This is a genomic window from Acidobacteriota bacterium (assembly GCA_040754075.1).
Lineage (GTDB): Bacteria > Acidobacteriota > Blastocatellia > UBA7656 > UBA7656 > JBFMDH01.
This window is the reverse complement of record JBFMDH010000012.1, coordinates 96912-118899: the sequence shown is the minus strand read 5'-3', so window position 1 is coordinate 118899 and position 21988 is coordinate 96912. Positions and strand designations below refer to the sequence as shown.

At 49.0% G+C, this 21988-nt stretch carries 19 protein-coding genes and 1 pseudogene; 13 read left to right on the top strand and 7 right to left on the bottom strand.

The genetic code is table 11. The features are described 5' to 3' along the window. Positions 1-22: 22 nt before the first annotated feature. Both AB1757_14805 and AB1757_14800 read right to left on the bottom strand, forming a co-directional pair. Positions 23-1795 carry a D-alanyl-D-alanine carboxypeptidase gene (locus AB1757_14805; GenBank protein MEW6128306.1) on the bottom strand — a complete coding sequence of 591 codons (1773 nt, stop codon included), beginning with the start codon at positions 1793-1795 and terminating at the stop codon, positions 23-25. Between the two features lie 243 nt (positions 1796-2038). Then, positions 2039-3268: a geranylgeranyl reductase family protein gene (locus tag AB1757_14800; protein ID MEW6128305.1), complete on the bottom strand. Its 1230-nt coding sequence runs from the start codon at positions 3266-3268 to the stop codon at positions 2039-2041. Positions 3269-3622: 354 nt separating this feature from the next. Here AB1757_14800 and AB1757_14795 point away from each other — a divergent pair. Next, a pseudogene (locus AB1757_14795) lies at positions 3623-3802 on the top strand (PqqD family protein). A gap of 86 nt (positions 3803-3888) precedes the next feature. Here the strand turns inward: AB1757_14795 and AB1757_14790 are convergent. After that, on the bottom strand, positions 3889-4236 hold the full coding sequence (locus AB1757_14790; protein ID MEW6128304.1) for a hypothetical protein: 348 nt from the start codon (positions 4234-4236) through the stop codon (positions 3889-3891). 182 nt (positions 4237-4418) lie between these two features. Here AB1757_14790 and AB1757_14785 point away from each other — a divergent pair, with 182 nt between their 5' ends. The 12 genes from AB1757_14785 to AB1757_14730 all read left to right on the top strand — a co-directional run bounded on the left by AB1757_14785 (position 4419) and on the right by AB1757_14730 (position 16746). Further along, positions 4419-4877, top strand: coding sequence for a hypothetical protein (locus AB1757_14785; GenBank protein ID MEW6128303.1), 459 nt, complete (start codon positions 4419-4421; stop codon positions 4875-4877). A gap of 147 nt (positions 4878-5024) precedes the next feature. Next, on the top strand, positions 5025-5663 hold the full coding sequence (locus AB1757_14780) for a (2Fe-2S)-binding protein (GenBank protein ID MEW6128302.1): 639 nt from the start codon (positions 5025-5027) through the stop codon (positions 5661-5663). Further along, a complete protein-coding gene (locus AB1757_14775) occupies positions 5656-7791 on the top strand; it encodes a xanthine dehydrogenase family protein molybdopterin-binding subunit (protein MEW6128301.1) in 2136 nt (711 codons plus the stop codon). Before AB1757_14780 ends, AB1757_14775 begins: the two co-directional genes overlap by 8 nt. After that, complete coding sequence (locus AB1757_14770; GenBank protein ID MEW6128300.1) at positions 7788-8777, top strand: FAD binding domain-containing protein; 990 nt, start codon at positions 7788-7790, stop codon at positions 8775-8777. Before AB1757_14775 ends, AB1757_14770 begins: the two co-directional genes overlap by 4 nt. Next, positions 8774-9004 (top strand): hypothetical protein, encoded by a 231-nt coding sequence (locus AB1757_14765; protein ID MEW6128299.1) that lies wholly within the window; start codon positions 8774-8776, stop codon positions 9002-9004. Before AB1757_14770 ends, AB1757_14765 begins: the two co-directional genes overlap by 4 nt. A 215-nt stretch (positions 9005-9219) precedes the next feature. Then, entirely contained in the window at positions 9220-10278 is a 1059-nt protein-coding gene (locus AB1757_14760; GenBank protein ID MEW6128298.1) for a class I SAM-dependent methyltransferase, read from the top strand. A 165-nt stretch (positions 10279-10443) separates the two neighbouring features. Further along, positions 10444-11160 carry a DUF1326 domain-containing protein gene (locus AB1757_14755; GenBank protein MEW6128297.1) on the top strand — a complete coding sequence of 239 codons (717 nt, stop codon included), beginning with the start codon at positions 10444-10446 and terminating at the stop codon, positions 11158-11160. A gap of 259 nt (positions 11161-11419) precedes the next feature. Further along, positions 11420-12082: a hypothetical protein gene (locus AB1757_14750; GenBank protein ID MEW6128296.1), complete on the top strand. Its 663-nt coding sequence runs from the start codon at positions 11420-11422 to the stop codon at positions 12080-12082. Position 12083: 1 nt separating this feature from the next. Beyond that, a complete protein-coding gene (locus AB1757_14745) occupies positions 12084-13214 on the top strand; it encodes an AAA family ATPase (GenBank protein ID MEW6128295.1) in 1131 nt (376 codons plus the stop codon). Positions 13215-13357: 143 nt separating this feature from the next. Further along, a complete protein-coding gene (locus tag AB1757_14740; GenBank protein MEW6128294.1) occupies positions 13358-15382 on the top strand; it encodes a S9 family peptidase in 2025 nt (674 codons plus the stop codon). A 22-nt stretch (positions 15383-15404) separates the two neighbouring features. Then, entirely contained in the window at positions 15405-16553 is a 1149-nt protein-coding gene (locus AB1757_14735; GenBank protein ID MEW6128293.1) for a cytochrome c peroxidase, read from the top strand. 7 nt (positions 16554-16560) lie between these two features. Next, complete coding sequence (locus AB1757_14730; GenBank protein ID MEW6128292.1) at positions 16561-16746, top strand: hypothetical protein; 186 nt, start codon at positions 16561-16563, stop codon at positions 16744-16746. Between the two features lie 14 nt (positions 16747-16760). Here AB1757_14730 and AB1757_14725 read toward each other — a convergent pair whose 3' ends face one another. From AB1757_14725 to gatB, 4 genes are all read right to left on the bottom strand, one after another. Continuing rightward, positions 16761-17144, bottom strand: a complete 384-nt coding sequence (locus AB1757_14725) for a hypothetical protein (GenBank protein ID MEW6128291.1) — start codon at positions 17142-17144, stop codon at positions 16761-16763. A gap of 15 nt (positions 17145-17159) precedes the next feature. After that, entirely contained in the window at positions 17160-19673 is a 2514-nt protein-coding gene (locus tag AB1757_14720) for a GAF domain-containing protein (protein ID MEW6128290.1), read from the bottom strand. Positions 19674-19738: 65 nt separating this feature from the next. Further along, positions 19739-20350 (bottom strand): peptidylprolyl isomerase, encoded by a 612-nt coding sequence (locus AB1757_14715; protein ID MEW6128289.1) that lies wholly within the window; start codon positions 20348-20350, stop codon positions 19739-19741. A gap of 111 nt (positions 20351-20461) precedes the next feature. Then, a complete protein-coding gene (gene gatB / locus AB1757_14710) occupies positions 20462-21937 on the bottom strand; it encodes an Asp-tRNA(Asn)/Glu-tRNA(Gln) amidotransferase subunit GatB (protein ID MEW6128288.1) in 1476 nt (491 codons plus the stop codon). Positions 21938-21988: the final 51 nt, after the last annotated feature.

The window sequence follows — 21988 nt, the reverse complement described above, 5'->3', positions numbered from 1 at the left end:
CGTAAAGTCATTGGTGATTTGACTACTTTTGTTTCATCTGATTGGCTTGCCCGGCGTCCTGATTTTTTTCATTTACACTCGGATTCAGCGGCGGCGAAAATTTCACAGACACCGGACCGCCATAAAGCGTAATGATTTTTTTAATGGTTTCATCCTGCGCGTTGCGGAATGAATAAACCGAACCGCCGCGATTATAAATGACAAACAGCAGCGCGCCTTTTGACCGGGTGTACATCACACCTGCCAGCGCGCTCACGCCGCTCAACGTGCCGGTTTTGCCGACCACCGAACCGCGAAACTGCTCGTCAAAACGGCGTTGCAGGGTTCCGGCATCGATTCCCGCAACTGGTAAAATATCTTCAAAACCGAGGTTGTATTTGGCGAGATAAGTCGCCAGTTTCCGCATCATTTTGATGGTTCCGCGTGGCGAAATTTGATTCGAGCCTAAACCCGAGGCGCTGGCGATGTTCAAATCTTCGGCAGTGAATCCGACTTCCTGTTGCAAAATACGTTGCACGGCATCGGGTCCGCCAACCAGATTGCCAATCATCGTCGCCATCCAGTTATTCGAGAAATCATTCAACCCTTTGAGCACACGAATCAACGGCAGTGAAGTGTGAGTGGCGAGCAATTTCAAATTCGAGGTATTCACCGCCGGGTCAGTGATGGTATCGCCCATAATTGTCAACGCCGGTTGCTGCAAGGTTGTGGTGTTTTGACTATCAATCGGTCGCATGGAAAGAAAATGCGAGTATGCGGCTTTGGCAGTGGCATTCCACGCGGTGGGATTCCAGGCATTGCGAAGCGCCTTAGCGGAAGCATCACGATTTGCCGAAAAGTTGAAATAGAATTGTCCTAAAACGACCAGGTTGCCTTCGACGGTGTGAATGCCTGCGCGATTCAACTGGTCGGCAATAAGCATGGCATTTTCATAGAAGAATGCCGGGTCACTGCACCCGATGACATAGAGCGAGCCTTTCAGGGTGCCGGTCGTCGGGTCTAATCCGCCGTCGGTGTAAAGATTGGTGCGATATTGAAAATGCGGGCCGACTTTGGCGATAGCGGCAAGCGAGGTGGCGATTTTCGTAACCGATGCCGGATTAAACAAGCGGTCGGCATTGTGTTCGGCAAGCACTTCGCCATCCATCGTGGTGACGATAAACCCTTGATTGTCGGGCGAAAATCCCCGCGCCATCAAACTTGTCGCATACGCGCCAACCAGCGGATTGGCGTATGCTTCACCTTCGCCGTTTTGACCGGTGATGATTTGATTGGCACCATTGGTTTGGGTAAGCGAGGGTGAGGCTTTAGCCGCATCCGCATCGGCAATACCTGAAGTCGTTACCACAGGCGTCGCGCTTCCGGTTGAACCGGGCGGATTCAGTTGCGCCTCTTTCCAGGACTCGGCTAAAAAATTGTGAACGCCGGTTCCATGTCTTCCGATGGTGGTGGCGCTTGCGGGTTGGGAAACATATCGCGGTCGTTGAGCGACATAAACCCGTTTCCAAACCATTTTGCCATTACGTCCGCGAACTCTTACACGGGCGACGCGAACATTGCTTTTGCCGCCACGTGAACGCGCAACCGCTTTTCGACCACGACTTTTCGAGCCTTTAGCGGTTCGGCTACGACTCACACTCCCACGTTTGCTTTTTGATGACTGGGCAGATGATTTGCCTGATTTTCGACTTTTGGCTTCGGTGTGTGTGGGAAACGCCGTGGTGAGTGCAAGGCTGATGATGATGGCGATGAAGCAGGATATGCTTCGGGGAGTTCGATATTTCGACAGGATCATTATACTTCCTTATCCTCTCTTTTACTTTTTTAATACTGAAAGTAGGGGCAGTGGAAACTTGATGTACACGACACTTCAAGCCAATCAACCGCTTTAATATTTTTTCCTGACTTTCACGGAGATTACTTGTGCTCGAAAAAATTTTCTTGGGATTTCCAAATTACCATAAGATTCGATTATCGTCTATCCCACAATAATTTTGTAATAAATTTTTCTTTGATGCACCCACTTTTTGATGACTTATCACCCGAAAAAAGATCGCAGGATGCCGCCGATTGAAAATATTTTTCCCGGGTCAACGGTTTCATTAACCATTCCGGCAAGTCCTTCCTGTAAAAACCGGCTTTTATTTATTCTACGTGTCACAAAATCATTCAACCACGGTTTGGAAAACCAATCCTGTGCGATTTGATAGCCGAAAAATTTTGGTTTTAATTCTTGTTCAACACGTGCAGGAAATTTATCTAATGCAGCAAAATCCGATTGATTAAACGCCTCATTGACGATTTGTGCAGCAATCTCTCCGGTTTCCATGGCTTTGCCGATACCTTCACCGGTAAACGGGAAAGTGGAGCCGATACTCTCTCCAATGACCAGAATATTCCCTTTCCCTTTCGCTGAAGTTCCCGTCAACCCACACCTCAACATTGCGCCACGAAGCGGCGTTTGCGCCTCAACCTGTTCCATAATCTGGTGGGCGAGGGGAAAATTCTCGATGAATTGTTTAAACACCGCTCTTAAATTCGGTCGCTTGCCATTGGTTTGGTCATAGGTAATGCCGCAACCGATGTTAAATTCGCCGTTGCCAAGCGGAAAAATCCAGGCATAACCGGGCGCAATCGACCGGTCATAGGAAATCACCAGATGGTCTAAGGTAAATTTAGAGCGCACATAACTTCTTAACGCAACCGCGCTCGGATTGGCGCACCTCACCAATCCCAATTTTGCCGGCAATTCGACATTTGCCCCGGTTGCAATCAAAACGATTTTCGCGGAGATCGCCGTTTGGTAACCTTCGACCGCAAGCGCCAGCGATTGATCAGCAAGAACCGCAATATCCCTGACTTTGCATTTAATAAATCGCGCGCCGGAGGCTACAGCTTTTCTCATAATCAGTTCATCAAGGATGAAGCGTTTCAAAGTAATGAATTGCCCGATTACCTCGAAGCTGTAACGCGACGGACTATAAACCTTGCCAAGCGATGTTTGATAGCCGTGCGCCTGTATCTGGTCAAATAAATCGGCTCTTTTCAATGCCGCCAGTGAATCGGCAATCAACCCGTCACCGCAAATCTTGTCTCTGGGAAAATCTTCTTTATCGAGTAATAAAACCTGGCGTCCGTTTCGGGCAAGGTGGAGAGCCGCGATAGACCCGGCGGGACCTGCGCCAACAATTACAACATCCCATAATTTATTGACTACTTCATCGAAAAGGTGTGAAGAGATGGGGACTGCCAAACGCTCTGCGCTCAAAAGCTTTTCCTCTTTGGGTGAAAATGGTTTTTATCGCTGTCAACCGTCGTCGGTTATCGACGATTTTAACATGAAGACATTTGCTTCTAACAAGCCGACCAGTCAAAATCACTTTCACGGCAAGCCGGTTTGTACCCACTTTTCAATGCGGGTTTGAATTATTGACATCTCCGCTTGGTGGTCATAGAGGTTGATTGTCAAATTTTTTTGGTCACTCCCCAATCCCTTCCACACCATTATCAAAATGAACTGACTCGTTCAAACCAGAGTTTCCGCCCCTTATCGTTACCCCCGTTTGGCTAATTAACCGAAATTATTTTAGTAAATCTCCACAACGCAGGGGGAATAAGTGTCATGCAAGAATCCCAAAAGTTTCCCAAAACACGAACCAAGGATTTAGTTATTAAAGAGTTGGCTGATGAAATCCTGATTTATGATTTGCACTACCATAAAGCGTACTGCCTGAACAAAACATCCGCTTGGGTCTGGCAACGGTGTGATGGTTCCCGCACCATTGCCGAAATCATTCAAGAATTGGAAAAGGCAGGCAATCTGCCTTCAGCCCGTTATCTGGTGGAATTGGCGATTAAGCAACTACAGAACACGCACCTCTTTGAAAATTATCTCGACCTGCCCCACTCGATTAACCAGTTGTCCAGGAGAGCCGTCATTAAAAAAGTCGGCATCGGGTCTTTGGCATTGCTTCCTTTAATCACCTCGTTGATTATCCCGTCAGCCGTGGCGGCGGCTTCGGGTTGTACAGTTGTTACAGATGGTTGTGTTTGCGTATCCATAGCGCCAATAGGTTCCGAGTGTCTGGTTGCCACCCCTTGCGCCAATTCGCTTTGCAGATGCGTATCCAAAAGCTTGATAAGTCTTACCGGAGACTGTGTGCCATAACGGCGCGCGAACCGCTTGAGAAATAAAATCAGCGAAGCGGTTTTCCACCCTTCCTTTGAATCGGTCACCTGTAGCCACTTTGATTGCGAAGCAAAAAGTGATTGTGCTATGTTGCCACTTCCAGTTGAGTATTTATTTTTAAAATATTGTCAGGCAACACCAGTGGAATTACTCATTCATCGAATGAGCAAAATTTCCTTTGAGCATCTTCACAATGAAGCGGCACACACCAATTCTTATTTGCCTTCTGATGGCTTGCTTAACCGCCTGCTTCTCTCCCATTGCCTTCGGGCAGGGGAAAAATCCTGCCAGTGAATCCGAAACTGAAAAAATTATCGCTCAGGGGCGAGTTTATTGTCTGGATGAATCAGGGCAGCGTTTGAGCGAAAACCGGGACTGTAGCACGGGTTCGCATACTTATGAATTGGTATCAAAGGATAAAAAAGTTTTCAAGTTTGCAGCCGATGATTTATTGACCGCGATGTTTAAAGAATCGCGCGTGCGAAAACTCGATTTACAAATAACCGGTGAACCACGCGCCAACAATTTTCTGGAAATTACCAACATTCAAACCATTCGTGATGGCAAACTGATAGACATTTTTTATTATTGTGACGTTTGCAGTATTACGGCTTTGGGGCCTGGCGATTGCCCTTGCTGTTTTAATCCGCTCGAATACAGAGAGAAGCCAGCTCTCGAAAAGCCATAGAGCACAACCTTTTCAATCGGGTAAAAGTAAAAAGTAAATGGCAGATGAAAGTAACGGGGTGGATACTGAGCGATACCAAATTCCTAACCATCGTTTTTGCCTTTACCTTTTACCTTTTGCCTTCTCACCTAAACGTGGAGGCTATTGATGAGTGATGAAATAAACAAATCAGATAAAGAGAAAGCGGCGGTGTCGCGACGAACCTTTTTAAAAGCATCGGGCATTTCGCTTGGTGTGCCGCTGGTCGTCGGACATCGAATCGTTAAGGTCAACGGACAGGATGTAAAAATATTTGGCCCAGCCAAATCTGCGGTTTCGCTCACGGTCAACGGGCAAAAGCGCACAGTTGAAGTCGAACCTCGCGTCACCTTGCTTGAAGCTTTACGCAACGAACTGGACATCACCGGCGCAAAACGGGTTTGTGACCGCGCCACCTGTGGGGCGTGCACGGTAATGATGGACGGCAAACCGGTCTATTCCTGCACCGTGCTTGCCATCGAAGCGCAAGGCAAATCCATCACCACAGTTGAATCATTGATGCAGGGCGAGAAATTACATCCCATTCAACAAGCTTTCGTAGATAACGACGGGCAACAGTGCGGCTATTGCACGCCGGGATTCGTAATGGCTTGTAAAGCTTTTTTGGATAAAAATCCGAACCCGACGCCTGAGCAGGTGAAAAAAGGGCTGGGCGGCAATCTCTGCCGTTGCGGAACCTACATAGGAGTCCGCGCAGCCGTATTGCAGGCAGCGCAAATGCAGAAAGGAGGAAAGCGCAATGGCTGAATATAAATGGCCTGATGCCGAAAAACGCACATTAATCGGTAAACGCATTTCCCGCGTCGACGGCCCGCCGAAAGTTTCCGGCAGAGCCAAATACAATTCCGATGTCAACCGCCCGAATATGTTGTTCGGTAAAATTCTGCGTTCGCCGCACGCGCATGCGAAAATCGTCAGCATTGACACCTCTGCGGCTGAAAAGATGAAAGGCGTGGCGGCGGTGCAAATCATCAACAACGTGGGCTTTGAAATTCAATGGGCGGGTGAAAATATCGTGGCGGTTGCAGCAATCGATGAACCCACCGCCGAAGATGCCATCCGCGCCATCAAAATTCAGTATGAAATCCTGCCGCATTATGTTGTCGATAACGACCCGAATAATGCGGGTGACCGCGCCAGACCGACTGCGGCAACCACCAAGGGCGATCCCGATAAAGGGTTTGCCGAAGCCGAAGTCATTCACGAAGGCGAATATGGTTTGCCGGTCATCACCCATTGCTGTCTGGAACCGCATGGCTCGGTTGCCGAATGGGACGGCAATAACTTGACCTCTTTCATTTCAACTCAAGCAGTGAGCAATATTGCGGCGCAAATTGCGCCGCCGTTGCAAATTCCCGCAGGCAATGTGCGCGTTCAACAAGACCATATTGGCGGCGGCTTCGGCAGCAAATTTGGTCCCGATACCTGGGACGTGGCAGCCGCGAAACTGGCGAAAAAAGCCGGTAAACCGGTCAAAATATTTCTTGAACGTGATGCTGAATTAATGGTTGCCGGTGGGCGTCCTTCGCTTTATGCCAAAGTTAAAATCGGCGCGAAAAAAGACGGCACACTGACCGCATGGGAATCGGTATCTTGGGGCACAGGTGGCGTCGGCGGTTCAGGCAATCCCAATCCCTTGATGCCTTATATCGTCGATATTCCCAACCAACGCAAACAAAACATCGGCATCGTCAATAACATCGGGCCCCAGAGAGCCTGGCGCGCGCCGACCCATCCGCAGGTTTGTTATATGACCATGAGCGCGTTGGATGATCTGGCGGCAAAATTAAATATGGACCCGCTTGATCTCTTTTTGAAAAACAAAAATCTGCTCGGCACCCGCCAGAATGTTTATGCCGAGGAGTTGGTGATTGCCGCTGAAAAAATCGCCTGGAAAAAGAACTGGCATCCGCGCGGCGATAAAACTCCGGGTTATCTCAAACGCGGACTCGGACTTTCGATTCACACCTGGGGCGGGGGCGGTCACGCCAGCGATTGCGACATCGTGATTCAACCGGATGGCTCTGTCGAAGTCAAAATGGGCACCCAGGATTTAGGTGTCGGCACGCGCACGGCGCTTGCCATCGTTGCCGGGGATACTTTGGGTTTACCACTCGAAGCTATCAAAATCAGCATCGGCGATAACAAATATCCGGCGTCCGGAGGCTCTGGCGGCAGCACCACCATCGGCGGCGTCTCCGCTTCCACACGGCGTGGTTGTCTTGATGCGCTTGATCAAATTTTTGCCAAAGTCGCGCCAACCCTTGGCGCACAACCGGCTGACCTTGAAGCTGTCGGCGGCAAAATTCAAGTCAAAGGCAATCCCGCTAAAAGCCTGAGTTGGAAAGAAGCCTGTCAGAAGTTGGGCGCCGCGCCGCTCACGGTTCGCGGCAAAAATCCCGGACCCGGACAACTCACTTCGCAAGGCGTCGGCGGCGTACAGATGGCTGATGTGACGGTCGATATTGAAACCGGCATCGTCAAAATCAATAAAATCGTCGCCGTGCAAGATGTCGGTTTGGTAATCAACGCCAAGCTCGCTGAAAGTCAGGTAAACGGCGCAATCATTATGGGCGTTTGCTGGGCATTGTATGAAGAAAAGGTGATGGATGCGCGAACCGGAAAAGCCTTGAATCCGAATATGGAGTTTTACAAACTTGCAGGCATCGGTGACATCGGCGATTTTGAAGTCCATCTGATGACCGGCAAAGGTTACGATGAGCGCGGCGTGATAGGCATCGGTGAACCGCCTGCGGTTTCGCCCGGCGCAGCCATTGGCAATGCGGTGGCGAACGCCATAGGGGTGCGCGTTCCCAATCTGCCACTGACACCCGACCGCGTGCTTGCCGCGCTTGAGAAAGGAGGTCGCTCGTGAACGCATTTGAATACGCAAGTCCGACGACAAAAGAACAGGCAGTCAAATTATTAGGCAATTCGTGGGCTGACGCAGAAGTTCTCGCGGGTGGCACCGATTTGATTTCTTTAATGAAAGATTACGTCGTCACCCCGAAACGTCTGGTAAACATTAAAAACATCAAGGAACTTCGCGGCGTCAGTTGGTCTGCGAAAGCCGGACTGAGAATCGGCGCTATCGTGACCATTCAGGAATTATTGGATAGCCCGCAACTGCGCGAATACAAAGCCATCACTCAAGCGGGTGAAGGCATCGCCAGTCCGCAACTTCGGGCGATGGGAACCGTCGGTGGTGAGCTTTGTCAACGTCCGCGTTGCTGGTATTACCGCGCAGGATTCGGCATTTTGGCAAAGGATGAAAAAGGCGAACCGCTGGTTCCGAACGGCGACAATCGTTATCACGCGATTCTCGGTAACAATGGCGAAGCCTTGTTCGTCAATCCTTCGAGCCTGGCTCCGGCATTGATTGCGATGAATGCCAAAGTCAGAATTTTCGGCGCAAAAGGACAACGCGAAGTGGCGCTTGAAAATTTCTTTGTCACGCCGAAATCCGATGGCGACCGCGAGTATGATTTAAAGCCCGGTGAAATGGTCACGGACATCATCGTGCCGCCGATGGCTGGAGCCAAGAGCGCGACCTATGAAGTTCGTCAAAAAGATTCATTGGATTGGCCGCTTGCTACGGCTTCGGTGGTATTAACCATGACCGGCAACAAAGTTAAAGCGGCGCGCATTGTACTCGGTCACGTTGCGCCGACGCCTTATCGGTCAATGGATGCCGAAAAGGCGCTGGTTGGTCAGGCGATTACCGAAGAGAGCGCCGAAGCTGCCGGCAAAGCCGCCGTCGCACAAGCCAAAGCATTAAGTAAAAACGGCTATAAAATTCAACTGGCAAAAGTTGCTGTCAAGCGCGCTATCTTAGCGGCAGCGAAAGGAGGAATGCGATGAGAACCGAAGCCGAACGTTACGATACATCCCATCCGCATCTATGCCCGATGCTGCGTTGGAAAGCCATGTTTTATGATGCGCCGCGCGACCCGGAAATTCCCCACGGATTGAACGGGCATTTCTGGTGTCTGTTTACGCAGAGTTGTCTGGGACCGGACGGACAACTTGCCGAACCCGGCGAATGTAACTCCGCAGACCGTCCTTGTCATGGCACGGGCAAAATCTGATTAAAATTTCAACTGAATCTCTATCAAGGTTCGACAAACTAAAAAAGGGCGAGGCATCGCCCTTTTTTAGTTTTACGACCCAGTTGATTTGAATTTGCCCGCACACTGTAATAAATTCTGCATTGTGTAGGAGCAGGAACACGATCTTCAGTTTTTCATCTCTCGTATACCTCCCTTCCGTAGCCCCTACAACAATCCTCAAGGAGGCAAGAGCTGTGTCAATCAACGAAGACAAATTGCATGAATTATTGGGTAAAGGTGTGAATGATTTCGGCGCGACGATGGCAGCCGCGATGGTGGTCATCGGCGATGAGCTTGGGCTTTACAAAGCACTCGCTGAAGGCGGCGCACAAACATCTACGGAATTAGCCGAACGCACACAAACCGCCGAACGCTATGTTCGCGAATGGCTGGCATCACAGGCGGCAAGCGGTTATGTCAGTTACGATGCTGAGAACAAAAAATTCTATTTAACCGAAGAGCAGGCATTCATCTTTGCCAACGATAACAGCCCGGCTTTTTTGCCCGGCGCGTTTCAAGTTGCCTTAGCAGCAACTAAAGCCGCGCCAAAAATTGCTCAGGCGTTTCGTACCGGCGAAGGTTTCGGATGGCATGAACATCACGCCGATTTATTCCTGGGAACCGAGCGGTTTTTCCGCCCTGGTTATGCTGCCAATTTAATGAATGCGTGGATACCAACTTTGGATGGCGTGGAGATGAAATTGCGGGATGGCGCGAAGGTCGCGGATGTCGGTTGCGGTCACGGTTCGTCAACCATTCTCATGGCTCAAGCCTTTCCCAATTCAACGTTTTTGGGATTTGATTATCATCCGGCGTCCATTGAAAAAGCCAAGGAGCGCGCAACCGCCGCAGGAGTTGAAGACCGGGTGACTTTTAAAGTCGCCGCTGCGAAACAATATCCGGGAAATGATTATGACTTCGTCACTTTTTTTGATTGCCTTCACGATATGGGCGACCCCGTGGGAGCCGCCGCGCACGTGTTGCAATCCCTGAAAGCGGATGGCACCTGGATGATTGTTGAGCCATTCGCTAATGATGATGCTGCCGAAAACCTCAACCCTGTCGGGCGCGTTTTTTATTCGGCATCGACGTTGATTTGCACCCCTGCATCGCTGGCGCAGGAGGTTGGTCTGGCGCTGGGCGCACAAGCCGGTGAAGCCAAACTTCGTGATGTTGTCATGCAGGGCGGATTCCGCCAATTTCGCCGCGCCACAGAAACGCCATTCAATATAATTTTCGAGGCGAAACCATAAATTTATCAATGATGCGAGGCGCGAAAATTCAGAGTAAGTTTGCCAATCAATAAACCCTCAAGCGCAAGCCCCAGGCGTCAACCTTTCGCTTGACGCGCCCGCATCACAAAGATAAATTCAAAACTTAGAGTCAATCTAAATTTAATATCAATAGGAGCAGAAAAGATGCGTAGAATGTTCATCCTTGCTTCTCTGTGTTTGAGCGTGTTGGCGATGGCGTCAACAGGCAACGCGCAACAGATTTCCGGCGATTATGTCGAATCCCGCAACGCCGATGTGTATACGGGATATTGTGTCGCCAATGCTGAAATGAATCTCGTCGGCGATCAGGCAGTGATGGGCTGGCGAATCAATAACGGAAGTTGGAACGGCGTAAAGGTTGACGGATTGGGTGTGGTTGCGGTTATCAAAGCCGATGCCACAATTGGCGACCCTTACACCGGTAACATTCCCGCCGCTAAAGCGGTCGTCCTCGTTGATGAAAAAGCCACACCGGCGCAAGGCGCGGCTTTATTGAATTTCGCCAAAAATATGGGAGGGCAATTGTTAAATGATGTGGTGCGCGTGGTCGCCGCGCCGATTGATTTTGAAGTCAGCCAGGAGAACGGGCATTACAACAAAATCAAGATGACCGCCGGAACCATCGCCGGCATTGAAACCCGAATGCTCAATAGCAAAGACCACCTCTGCGGCAATGAAGAGACGTTTTACAAACCTCTCACGCAAACGACTCATGCGATGGCGGCGGTGGCGATGCTGGATATGTATGAAGGCAAAGATTTGAATGTGACCTGGAAATTGAGCGGCAAACGTAGCGCCTTCATCGGCAGTTTTGCAACCGAGCAAACGCTCACCTCCCCGCAGGCGATGGCGCATCATTGAGCCTGAATTCAAATTGATAAATTAAAGGGCGCAGATATTTTAATCCGCAAAGTTATACCGGGCTGAAATACCTGCGCTTGCTTTTCATTACTCAATCAATGAACGGGCAACACCTTTGATTTCAAATGACATCAAAGCACGGGCTTTTAAGTCAGCGAGTTAATCACCGATGCCCTTTGTTGATTTGACTAATTAAGTGAGCCGATATTCAAAATCCATCAACGCTTTCATCCCATTGATAAATACCGAGGAGATTTTAATGTTTCGCAGACTTGTATTATTGGCGCTGGTTTCCCTGCTTATTCCCTTCTCTACCTTTGCAAGCAGCGACAAAATCGAACCGACCGGCGCGTTTACCGATGCTGCCGCTTCGGATTCAGTGAAAAAATCGTTAGAAGAAAAAGGCTATAAAATCACTTTGGCGGATGGCACATCGCTTTGTGAAATCTGGTTCAGAAAAGCCATTCCGGTCGCCACTAAAAAAGATATATCGGGCGCGTTTTATACGGAAATCGTCGATTCCGCAGTAATCGCCGTCATTAATTTCCCGAAAAATTATTCCGATTTTCGCGGGCAGGATGTCAAAGCCGGAGCCTATACGTTGCGGTATGCGTTGCATCCGACCGATGGCAATCACATGGGCATCTCTCCCTACCGTGATTTTTTGTTACTCACCCCGGTTGCCGTTGATCAAAACGTTGACGCCACCTATGGGTTTACCGATTTAACCAAGATGAGCGCCAAATCATTAGGCGGCAATCACCCGGCAGCGATGAGTCTGTTATTAGCCGAAGGCGCAGAAGTCAATCCGAAATTATCAGAGAACGAGCAGGCGCATTTGATTTTAACTTTGAAGGTGAAAACTTCTGCGGGCAGCGATTTACCCATTGCTTTTGTGGTAAACGGAAAAGTCGAACACTGACATGATTTACAATCCGGACATGCAATATTCATATGAAGAGGAAAAAGCGCGCAGTGCTTCAAATGCCCTGCGCGCTTTCGTAAATCATCTGCCTGTCCTGCCGCCGTTTGAAATTGTCGAAGAACTTGAACGCCTCGGTTATAAAGGTCAACTCGAACAACGCCGCGCCATCGCGCTTATGGCTTACCGGCATATTCGACGATTAAAAAGTTTGTATGTCAATGATGAAGACCCGCGCGCCTTGCCGCCAAAACAGAACCTCTTGATGGTTGGACCCACCGGATGCGGCAAAACCTTTATGGTTGAATTGCTGTTTCAACACATATTCAAACTGCCGACCGTTGTCGTTGACATCACCAGTTTTACCGAAAGCGGATATATCGGCGACGATGTGCGCACCATTCTCACGCGCCTGATTGAATCGGCTGGCAGCGAACCCTATCTTGCAGCCATCGGGGTTGTCTGTCTTGATGAATTCGATAAAATCGCCGCCTCAAGCAGCAATGCGCGTTTTGCCGGTCAGGGCACAACCAAAGACGTCTCGGGTTACGGCGTACAACGCGAGTTGCTTGCCATGCTTGAAGGCAAAGATTTAATGATCCCGATGGATTATGGGTTTTCGGAATTCGGGCAACGCGCCAAAATTTCCACCCGCAATATTCCGTTCATCGCCTGCGGGGCGTTTTCAGGATTTGATGAACTGCAAAAACAACGCGGAGGTATCGGATTCAATCACCAGGACGCATTGCAAACTGAATTCACCGTTGATGAAGTCGCGGTCTTTCAAAAATTCGGTTTCCTGCCGGAACTCATCGGCAGATTTGCGCGCATTCTCACCTTTCCGGCGCTATCGGAAGACACCTTAAAACACATTCTGCGCGACAATATCATTCCGCAGTTTCAAAATGAATTTACCGGCGAACAATTGCATCTCGAAATCAGTGATGCGGCATTGAATTTTTTAGTTAAACGCAGCAAAAAACGCGGCACCGGGGCGCGCGGTCTGCACACCGAATTAGTCAAAGCTGTCGAACAGGCGGCTTTTGAAACCTTTGGGCGTGAAAAGCATTTAACCATTACCATCACTTGCTCAAATGCCGGTTTAGAGAGCAAAATTCAGCGGTCAGGTTAATTCAGTGGAATAGCGTTGCTGCAAAATTTCTCGCAGCAATTCTCAACCGAACAATCCAGCCAATTTTATTTTGTCGCATCGATTCGGCGCAGGGCGTTTTGAAAACCTTTAATTGTTCGATGCGATAATCTCGGAGGCTCCCTATGAAGAAGATTGCATTTTCGTTCTTGATTTTACTACTGATAACCCTCGCGGCATTCGCTGGCACGAAAACGATGACCATCGAAGACAGCCTGGCTATTAAGAACATCGGCGCACCGCAATTCTCACCCGATGGCAAATGGCTCACTTATACCATCTCAGCCTGGGACAAAGAAAACAACCGTCGCGTCTCGCATATCTATCTGGTCTCTTCAAGCGGCGGGCGTTCCATCAAACTGACCAACGGGGAAAAGGGTGAAGGCGGCGCGCAATGGTCGCCCGACGGCACACGCATCGCTTTTACCGCTGACCGCGACAAAGGCAATCAAATTTGGATTATCAACGTGATGGGCGGGGAAGCTGAAAAACTCACGTCGGAAGAAAACGGCGTCGGCGGGTTTCGCTGGTCGCCCGATGGCAAACGCATCTCGTTTATCACCCGCGATACCCCGAAAGACAAAGCCGAACGTGAAAAACGCAAGAAAGATAAATTCGATACCATCGTGGTTGAAAAAGAGTTCACCTATTCGCACCTGTGGACGATCAATGTCGACACGAAAGAGAAAAAACGCATCACTGAAGGCGCATTCAGCATTGACTCGGCGCAATGGTCGCCTGACGGCAAATGGATTGCCCTGGTGCGCTCAACCAACGGCGCACCCGAAAATCCTTATTCGGAATTAAGCCCTGACCGCAATAGCAATATCTATCTGGTTTCAAGCGAGGGAGGAACGCCCAGACAAATTACCACCAATCCCGGACCCGATAACAACCCGCAATTTTCGCCTGATGGAAAGTGGCTGGCTTACACCGGAAACCCCGAGGCAACCTCGTGGGCGGCGAAAAATGATATTTACCTCATCAGCGTCGAAGGCGGCGAACCGCGCAATTTAACCAAGGATTTCTTTGAATCCGCAGGTTTCGGTATGAGTTGGTCGGCTGACGGCAAAGCCATCTATTTTTCGAGCGGTATTGGAATGTATTCGCACATTTTCAGCGTTGCGGTCGGCGGCGGCGCGGCTACGCAAATCACCAAAGGCAATCGCAACTATGGACAATTCGATGTCTCACCCGATGGAAAAACCGTTGCCTGTACGATTAACGACAGTCGCACTTCAGATGATATTTATTTGCTGTCTATCAGTGGCGAGCAAGCGAAACAAATTACCGATGTCAATCCGCAACTCAAAAATTTTCAAATCGCCGACACCGAAGTCATCAAGTGGAAAGGTCCCGATAATTTCGACATCGAAGGCGTATTGGTTAAGCCGCTCGGCTACACACAGGGCAATCGTTACCCGTTGGTTTTGCAAATTCACGGCGGACCTTATGGCAGATTCAGTGACAGTTTTAATAGTCGCGCGCAAATTTTTGCGGCGAATGGTTACGCCGTATTGATGCCCAATCCCAGAGGGTCAACCGGTTACGGATTGCAATTCACCCGCGCGAACCTCGGCGATTGGGGCGGCAAAGATTTTCAAGACATTATGCTCGGCGTTGACACAGTGATTGCCAAAGGCATCGCTGACTCGAATAAATGTGTGGTGATGGGTGGCAGTTATGGCGGGTTTATGACTTTCTGGACAATCACTCAAACCGACCGTTTCAAAGCGGCAATCGGACACGCTGGCATCAGCGATTGGTACAGTTTTCATGGACAAAGCGATATTCCCGGCTTGATGGAATACGGCTTTGTCGGCTTCCCCTGGAATGCGACGAATAATTATCGCAAGTTCTCGCCGATGACTTATGTTGATAAAGTGAAAACCCCGATTATGATTACCCACGGCGAACAAGATCGGCGCGTGGCGATTGCTCAGGCGGAAGAATATTATCGAGCATTACAACGTCGCGGGGTTGATGTGGTATTTCTGCGCTATCCGCGAGAAGGTCACGGCATTCAGGAACCCAATCACCAGATCGATCTGGTCAATCGTCAACTTGAATGGTTCGATTCGCACCTTGGCATCAAACGCGAAAAAGCCGTAGAAGAGAAAGCCATGCCAGCATCGGAAGCGAAAAAGTAAAATCAATTTTCAAGATATGAGATTGTCAAAGTTTCTCAAATTAATCATCGCCGTATCATTTGTCTTTGTATTCATGGCAAAGGCAAATGATACGGCGTCAAATAATCAATTCGAGTTTAAATTGCCTTTGGGAATTTCAATCGACATCTGGAATTATTACGTGCCCAAAGACAATCCCTTAACCCAGGCAAAAGTTGAACTCGGCAAAAGGCTTTTCTTTGATAAACAACTCTCTGTTGATGGCACAGTGAGTTGCGCCACCTGCCACGACCCCGAACGCGCTTTCACAGATGGCAAACGGGTTTCCGAAGGCATTCAAGGCAGACGCGGAACCCGCAATGCGCCAACCATTTTAAACGCCATGTTCAATTCCGGTCAGTTCTGGGATGGGCGCGCGGCGACGCTCGAAGAACAGGCAATCTTACCGCTGACGAATCTCGATGAAATGGGCAATGCGTCATTTGCTGAGGTTGTTGAACGTTTAAAAAAAATTCCTGAATACAAAGAAAAATTTCACATGGTTTTTCATTCCGCAATCACCATTGAAGCGGTCGGTAAAGCCATCGCCGCTTATGAACGGACATTGGTTTCTGCCGATTCGCCGTTTGATCGTTTTCAAACAGGTGATTTCAGTGCCATGACCGATGCACAGAAACGCGGGTTGCTACTCTTTCGCGCCAAAGCCCGTTGCAATGTCTGTCATCGGATCAGCGATTCGTATCCGTTTTTCAGTGACCAGAACTTTCGCAACACAGGAGTTGCGGCAAACCATCCGCAGTTTGAGCGAATCACACGTCTGGCGATGGAAATTCTCAACCGAAAAAATCCGTTCGCGGATTTGCCCTCGCTCAATCAACAAGCAGGCAGTTCCGAACTCGGAAGATTTTCTTCTACCGGCAATGCGCTCGACATTGGCACTTTTCGCACCCCTTCGCTTCGCAACATCGAACTCACCGCGCCTTATTTTCACGATGGCAGCGCAAGCACCCTCGAAGATGTCGTTCGTTATTATATGAAAGGCGGCAACGACAATTCGCTGCGGGATTGGGAATTGCAGGCACTGGATTTAAGCGATGACGAGGTCGGGGATTTAATCGCTTTTTTAAAAGCATTGACAAGCACGGACATTAAGGCATCATTATCAGCAGTCAATCAAACTAAAATTCATTGAGGAAGTAATGGAGTTATTAAAATCACACAAATGGTTATTCGGATGGAGCGCCTTTCTAATTATTCTGGCGCTCGTGGTCAAAAACATCCCGATGAGTAAAAGCGTCACCCAACTGGTTGCGGTTATCGAATTGTTATTGGCGATTGCAACCGGAATCGCTTTCGGGTGGATGACCATGAAAAGAAATGAATAACCGAAACGCCTGATTTAAACGTCGAATATGTAATCAACGCCCTCGTTGTTTTCAAAATACGCCTGATAAACTTCTTTTGCGAAATCAATCTGGGACTGGTCAACCATCACCCGCAATTCCCCGCCGAAAGCCAATTGCGGCAAAACCGAAATGGCATTTCCGCCCTGCACCATCACCCGAATCCCGTGTTGTTCAAGCGTATCTTTCACCAGCATGGCAATCGGATGAAGTTTCGGACGGCACAGTTCGACAAACTGAATCGGTTTTGCGGGTTGTTGCGGTGGCATCTCCGTTGAGATGTCAGGGAGATTTTCAGGAATGAGGTTGCAACCGCAGGACGGACAGGCAAGGGTCTGAAATTGAAATTCTCCTGCACAGATGGGACATAGCATCAACATAAAATCATCCTTCGATTAACGTCCCCTCGCGGAACCATATTCAATCAAATCATCAATATTGACCTTGAGTTGTTTAGCCAATTTCATTAAATCCTCAAGGGCAGTTTTTTGATTGGGGCTTATCTCACCATAAACTCCGGCGACCAATAATTCTGCAATCCCCAGAGTGGCTTGAGCCGTATGAGACATTTCAGAACCTGAAGACACGATAAATTCATTCTTCATGCGATTGATGGCTACCTGCTGTTGATAGACCTCCTGCATTTTGACTTCTTCTTGTTTAATGCGTTGTCGTTCTTTGACGATTTCGGCTTCGAGGCGGCGGATTTCTTCACCGGGGGTTTTCCCGCTTGCCGCCAGCGAGTTTAATTTTTCGATACGCAACCGCGCCTGCATCTCTGCGGATTTGGCTTCCGCCAGATTTTTCTCGACAACCGCCAACTCTTCCTTCAACTGAACCAGACGCAAATTCAGGTTCGCAGTAGTTTCAGCCTCTTCCGCCGCCGGATTGATTAACACCAGAAAACCATTGATTTGATTGTCATCATTTCGCAATGGCGAAATATTGACATTGACCTGAGCTTTTCCATGGTTATTGAATGCCCTTGCCTGCGACACCGAGGGGTTATTCGCAGCGACTTTTAAAACCGCATCGAACTGGGTCTTTTCTTTGCAGGCAATCACCCGATTCCAGAAATAATCATCCGTCATGGTTAGGGAATCGGTTAAAGTTGCCGGATTGCCAAGATCATCAGGCATCAATCCCAGATGGGTTTGCGCTGTTGCATTAAAAAAGGCAATTCGCCCATCTTTATCCAACCCGATGATGGATTCGGATAAGGCATTCAAAATGGTTTGGGCGCTTTTATCCAAATCGCCGGTTTGGTAAGCGGCAACAGCAGGCACCTGAACCTGGGTTTCCAGACTGGCAAGCGAAAGCGCCAATTGCCGACCGACACGTTCTGAAAAATCGATTTCACTTTGTCGCCATTCCCGATTGGTGGCGCATTGATGAAGCAAAATCAAGGCACGCACCCGACCATTGATTTTTACCGGAATCGCCAACTCGGATTGCACATCGAGACTGTGGGCGATTTGTTCGCCCAGAAGCGAACGCGCCGCCGAATCGGCAATGTTATGGCGAAGGTTTTTACCAACCGCTGCAATAATTTGTTGCACCCCGGCATCATTAAACGAAAACCCGAGTCCCGGTCGGGCATCTTCGGCTTTAAATTCATGTTTAATCACCACAGGAGTTTTCGCTAAATCAACCACCAAAGCCCTTGATACATTCAAGGCATGACCGAGGACTTCGACAACCGCATTCATTAACTCATCCGGTGAGCGTAAAAGTTGCAAAGCCTCCGATAGTCCTAAATAAGCATTCTCTACCTGAAAGCGATTGTTGCGATTGGATTTTTTTTGAATGAACTCACTGACGGTTTGGGCGATTTTTTCAAGGTTGTCGGCGTCGCGTTCTTCCCACCATTTCGGTTTGTTGGTGTGAACTTCCAAAACCCCTAGGGCAGTGCCGTTGCTCATTAAGGGCACCCCTAAATAGGAAACGATGCCGCTTTCGCGAGCCTCACGCGGAAACAGACAACGCGGGTCGGCGGGCGCATCTTCTAAAGCCAGTGGCGCTTTTGTATCAAAAACCGTTCCGGTTAAACCCTGTCCCTGAGGTTGCGGTAAAAATTCAGATGAACGCAACCCATAAGCCGCTTCCAATTTTAATACCTGGCTGCCCGCATCCGGCATCCACAGCGCGGCGCTATCTGCGCCAATGATGGCAGTGATGTCTTTCAGAATTTCCGGGTAAGGGTTCTCTTCGTCTATGGATTTTAATAACGTTTTATAAAATGAATCCCCGTTGGGCAGTGATGAACCGGAAGCAGAAGAGCCTTTGGCTTGCGCCATTTCAAGCGCGATGGCAAGTTTGGTAGTTAAATCATTAATCGGTTGTTTATATTTCGCCAGCACATCATTGGGCGGCGTGGTAAGCGGATTGCCTACCATGATACCGCTCCAACCGTATGCCCCTCGCCACGGAATAATCGTTATGGCTTCGCCCTCACCAAAGGCTTTATCCGGGGCGAGAACATTGATATTGGAAATTTGCGGCCAGGTAAAATTCAGAGCCGATTGTGCAGAGACTTCCGCTGGAAGGTTCGCCGCCTGCGCCAGTTCATTGGTAACCAACCCGGTTGAATCTTTCGGTAAAATATTTTGGAATACCGCTTGATTATCCCGCCCGGCATAAATTTTAAAAAGTTGTATGGAAAGATGTTCACGAAATAGGCGAGCAATTTGACTGGCAACCTCTTCCCCTGAATCCGTGTAGGAAACCCAATTGGCATCGCTGGCAAAATGATTTTCGCGTTCAAGCGCCGCCAGTTCTTCACGAATTTGCTTTTCGCTTTTTTTGCCTCCCGACCGCGACCGCCTGAAAATCAATATCGCCACCAATAACACAATTAAAGCAAGTCCGGCTCCCGCCAAAACCAAGGGATTATTCAAAAGAGTGTTCATCTTGCCCCCAAGATTTCCCGCAGATTGGTTTTCAATCTGCCTGTTAGTCATAATTTCCCTTTTTATCAGGGCTTTGTATGATTGCGTTTTTCGATAACCATGCGCGTCACCACAACCGGGTCAACTGGTCTTTCGGTTTTCGGCAGCACCGGCGCGCGGGCAATGGTATCGACAACATTCATGCCTTCGATGACTTTGCCGAATGCCGAATATTGCCCGTCCCAATTGGGCATCTCGGTCACACAAATAAAAAACTGACTGGTGGCGCTGTTGATGTCATTGCCGCGTCTTGCCATCGAAATCGTTCCGCGCACATGTTTAATATTTTGCGAAAACTCTGCCGGAACGGTTTTTTGATTCGGTTGACCGGTTCCCCAGGTTGCAGGGTCGCCGTTTATCGAATTGGGATCGCCGCCTTGAATCGCCGCCACTTTGTCGGTGGCGCGGGCAAGGCGATGAAATTTCGTGCCGTTATAAAAGCCTTCGCGAATCAAATTTTTAAAATTGGCAACGGTTTTCGGCGTTTCTTTAGGAAAAAGTTCAACAACGATTTTCCCGTAATTGGTTTCAATCACCGCGACTTCGTCTTCAGACCCCGCATCCGTCCCGCATGAAATCACAAAAACCGTTAAAAACAATAATGAAATTGCCGTTAAACGAAATCTTATGTTCTTCAAATTTCCTCTCACCCAGATGTCAAAGTTTTTTTCTCAGGAATTACCCGTCTTTTCATCCATCGTCCAAAGCTGTTGACGAAATCAAAACCGGATGCAATCGGGTTATCAAATCTAGCTGTCGAGAATCTCTTTCAATAATTTGTTGACGATTTGCGGATTGGCTTTGCCACCACTCGCTTTCAAAGTCTGCCCGACAAAAAATCCGTAAAGGTTGGTTTTTCCGGCGCGATATTGTTCAAGCTGTTTGGGATTATCACGAACAACCTGCTCAACCATCGCGCGAATCGTGGCTTCATCAGAAATCTGCCCGCCACCTAAAGCGTCAACCACTGCTTTAGCCGGCTTGCCGGTTTTGTACATTTCAACCAGCACATCTTTAGCCATCTTGCCGCTGATGGTGCCGTCGTCAATCAATTGAATCATTTCGGCAAGCGCGCTCGCCGTCACCGGGCTATCCTGGATTTCGCAATTCGCGTTTTTCAACTCGCGCACCAGTTCATTCAATAACCAGTTGGCTGCGGCTTTGGCATTGCCGCATTCACTGACCACCGCTTCATAATAATCAGCCATCGCCCGCGTGTCGGTCAGAAGCGCCGCATCCTCGAACGATAAGGCATAAGTTTCAATAAACCTGCGCCTGCGAGTTTCAGGCAACTCCGGCATCGCCGCTTGCTGTTCGTCGATAAATTCCCGGCTTACCCGCAGCGGCGGTAAATCGGGTTCAGGAAAATAACGATAATCGTGCGCCTCTTCTTTCGAGCGCATGGAAAAGGTTTTCGATTCCTTCTCATTCCAAAGCCGGGTTTCCTGAACAATCACGCCGCCCGCTTCGATGACGGCGATTTGCCGGTCAATCTCGTATTCAATAGCTTTTTGCAAAAAGCGAAATGAGTTTAAGTTTTTCAGTTCAACCTTGGTGCCTAATTTTTCTGCGCCTTTCAAACGCACAGAGACATTGGCATCACAACGCAGATTGCCTTCTTCCAGATTGCCATCGCAAACGCCGATGTATTGCAGGGTGCGGCGCAAAAACTGTACATAGTCGTAAGCTTCCCAGGACGAGCGAAAATCCGGTTCGGAAACGATTTCGGCAAGCGGGGTTCCGCTGCGATTCAAATCAACATAAGATTTGATATGGGTTTCGCGCAGTCCATCGTGAATGGATTTCCCTGCATCCTCTTCGAGGTGCAATCGCGTGATGTGAAATTTTTTCAGGTGCCATTTGACGGGCTTGCCGCTTTCGTCACGGTCGGCTGAAGGAATTTCAACCCAGCCGTGCTCGGAAAACGGGCGGTCATATTGCGAGATTTGATAGCCTTTCGGCAGGTCTGGATAGAAATAATTCTTCCGCGAAAAAATCGATTCCTGATTAATATGCAGATTCAAAGCCAATGCCGCGCGCGTCGCCATGGTTAATGCCTGGCGATTCATTACCGGCAACGCGCCGGGGAGTCCCAAACAGACCGGACAGGTATTGGCATTCGGTTCATCGCCAAATCGGGTTGCACAGCCGCAGAATATTTTCGATTCGGTCTTGAGCTGGGCATGAATTTCAAGACCGATAACCGATTCGTATTTCTCTCTCATAATTTTCTCTGTTTTTGGTAAGGTGCAAGTATAGCCTTTGATAATAGTGAC

Bases quoted from the DNA above. Each gene is read 5' to 3' on its own strand.
- AB1757_14805 (MEW6128306.1), bottom strand. From the start codon at position 1,795: ATGATCCTGTCGAAATATCGAACTCCCCGAAGCATATCCTGCTTCATC.
- AB1757_14785 (MEW6128303.1), top strand. From the start codon at position 4,419: ATGGCTTGCTTAACCGCCTGCTTCTCTCCCATTGCCTTCGGGCAGGGG.
- AB1757_14780 (MEW6128302.1), top strand. From the start codon at position 5,025: ATGAGTGATGAAATAAACAAATCAGATAAAGAGAAAGCGGCGGTGTCG.
- AB1757_14775 (MEW6128301.1), top strand. From the start codon at position 5,656: ATGGCTGAATATAAATGGCCTGATGCCGAAAAACGCACATTAATCGGT.
- AB1757_14765 (MEW6128299.1), top strand. From the start codon at position 8,774: ATGAGAACCGAAGCCGAACGTTACGATACATCCCATCCGCATCTATGC.
- AB1757_14755 (MEW6128297.1), top strand. From the start codon at position 10,444: ATGCGTAGAATGTTCATCCTTGCTTCTCTGTGTTTGAGCGTGTTGGCG.
- AB1757_14750 (MEW6128296.1), top strand. From the start codon at position 11,420: ATGTTTCGCAGACTTGTATTATTGGCGCTGGTTTCCCTGCTTATTCCC.
- AB1757_14745 (MEW6128295.1), top strand. From the start codon at position 12,084: ATGATTTACAATCCGGACATGCAATATTCATATGAAGAGGAAAAAGCG.
- AB1757_14740 (MEW6128294.1), top strand. From the start codon at position 13,358: ATGAAGAAGATTGCATTTTCGTTCTTGATTTTACTACTGATAACCCTC.
- AB1757_14730 (MEW6128292.1), top strand. From the start codon at position 16,561: ATGGAGTTATTAAAATCACACAAATGGTTATTCGGATGGAGCGCCTTT.
- AB1757_14725 (MEW6128291.1), bottom strand. From the start codon at position 17,144: ATGTTGATGCTATGTCCCATCTGTGCAGGAGAATTTCAATTTCAGACC.
- AB1757_14720 (MEW6128290.1), bottom strand. From the start codon at position 19,673: ATGAACACTCTTTTGAATAATCCCTTGGTTTTGGCGGGAGCCGGACTT.
- gatB (MEW6128288.1), bottom strand. From the start codon at position 21,937: ATGAGAGAGAAATACGAATCGGTTATCGGTCTTGAAATTCATGCCCAG.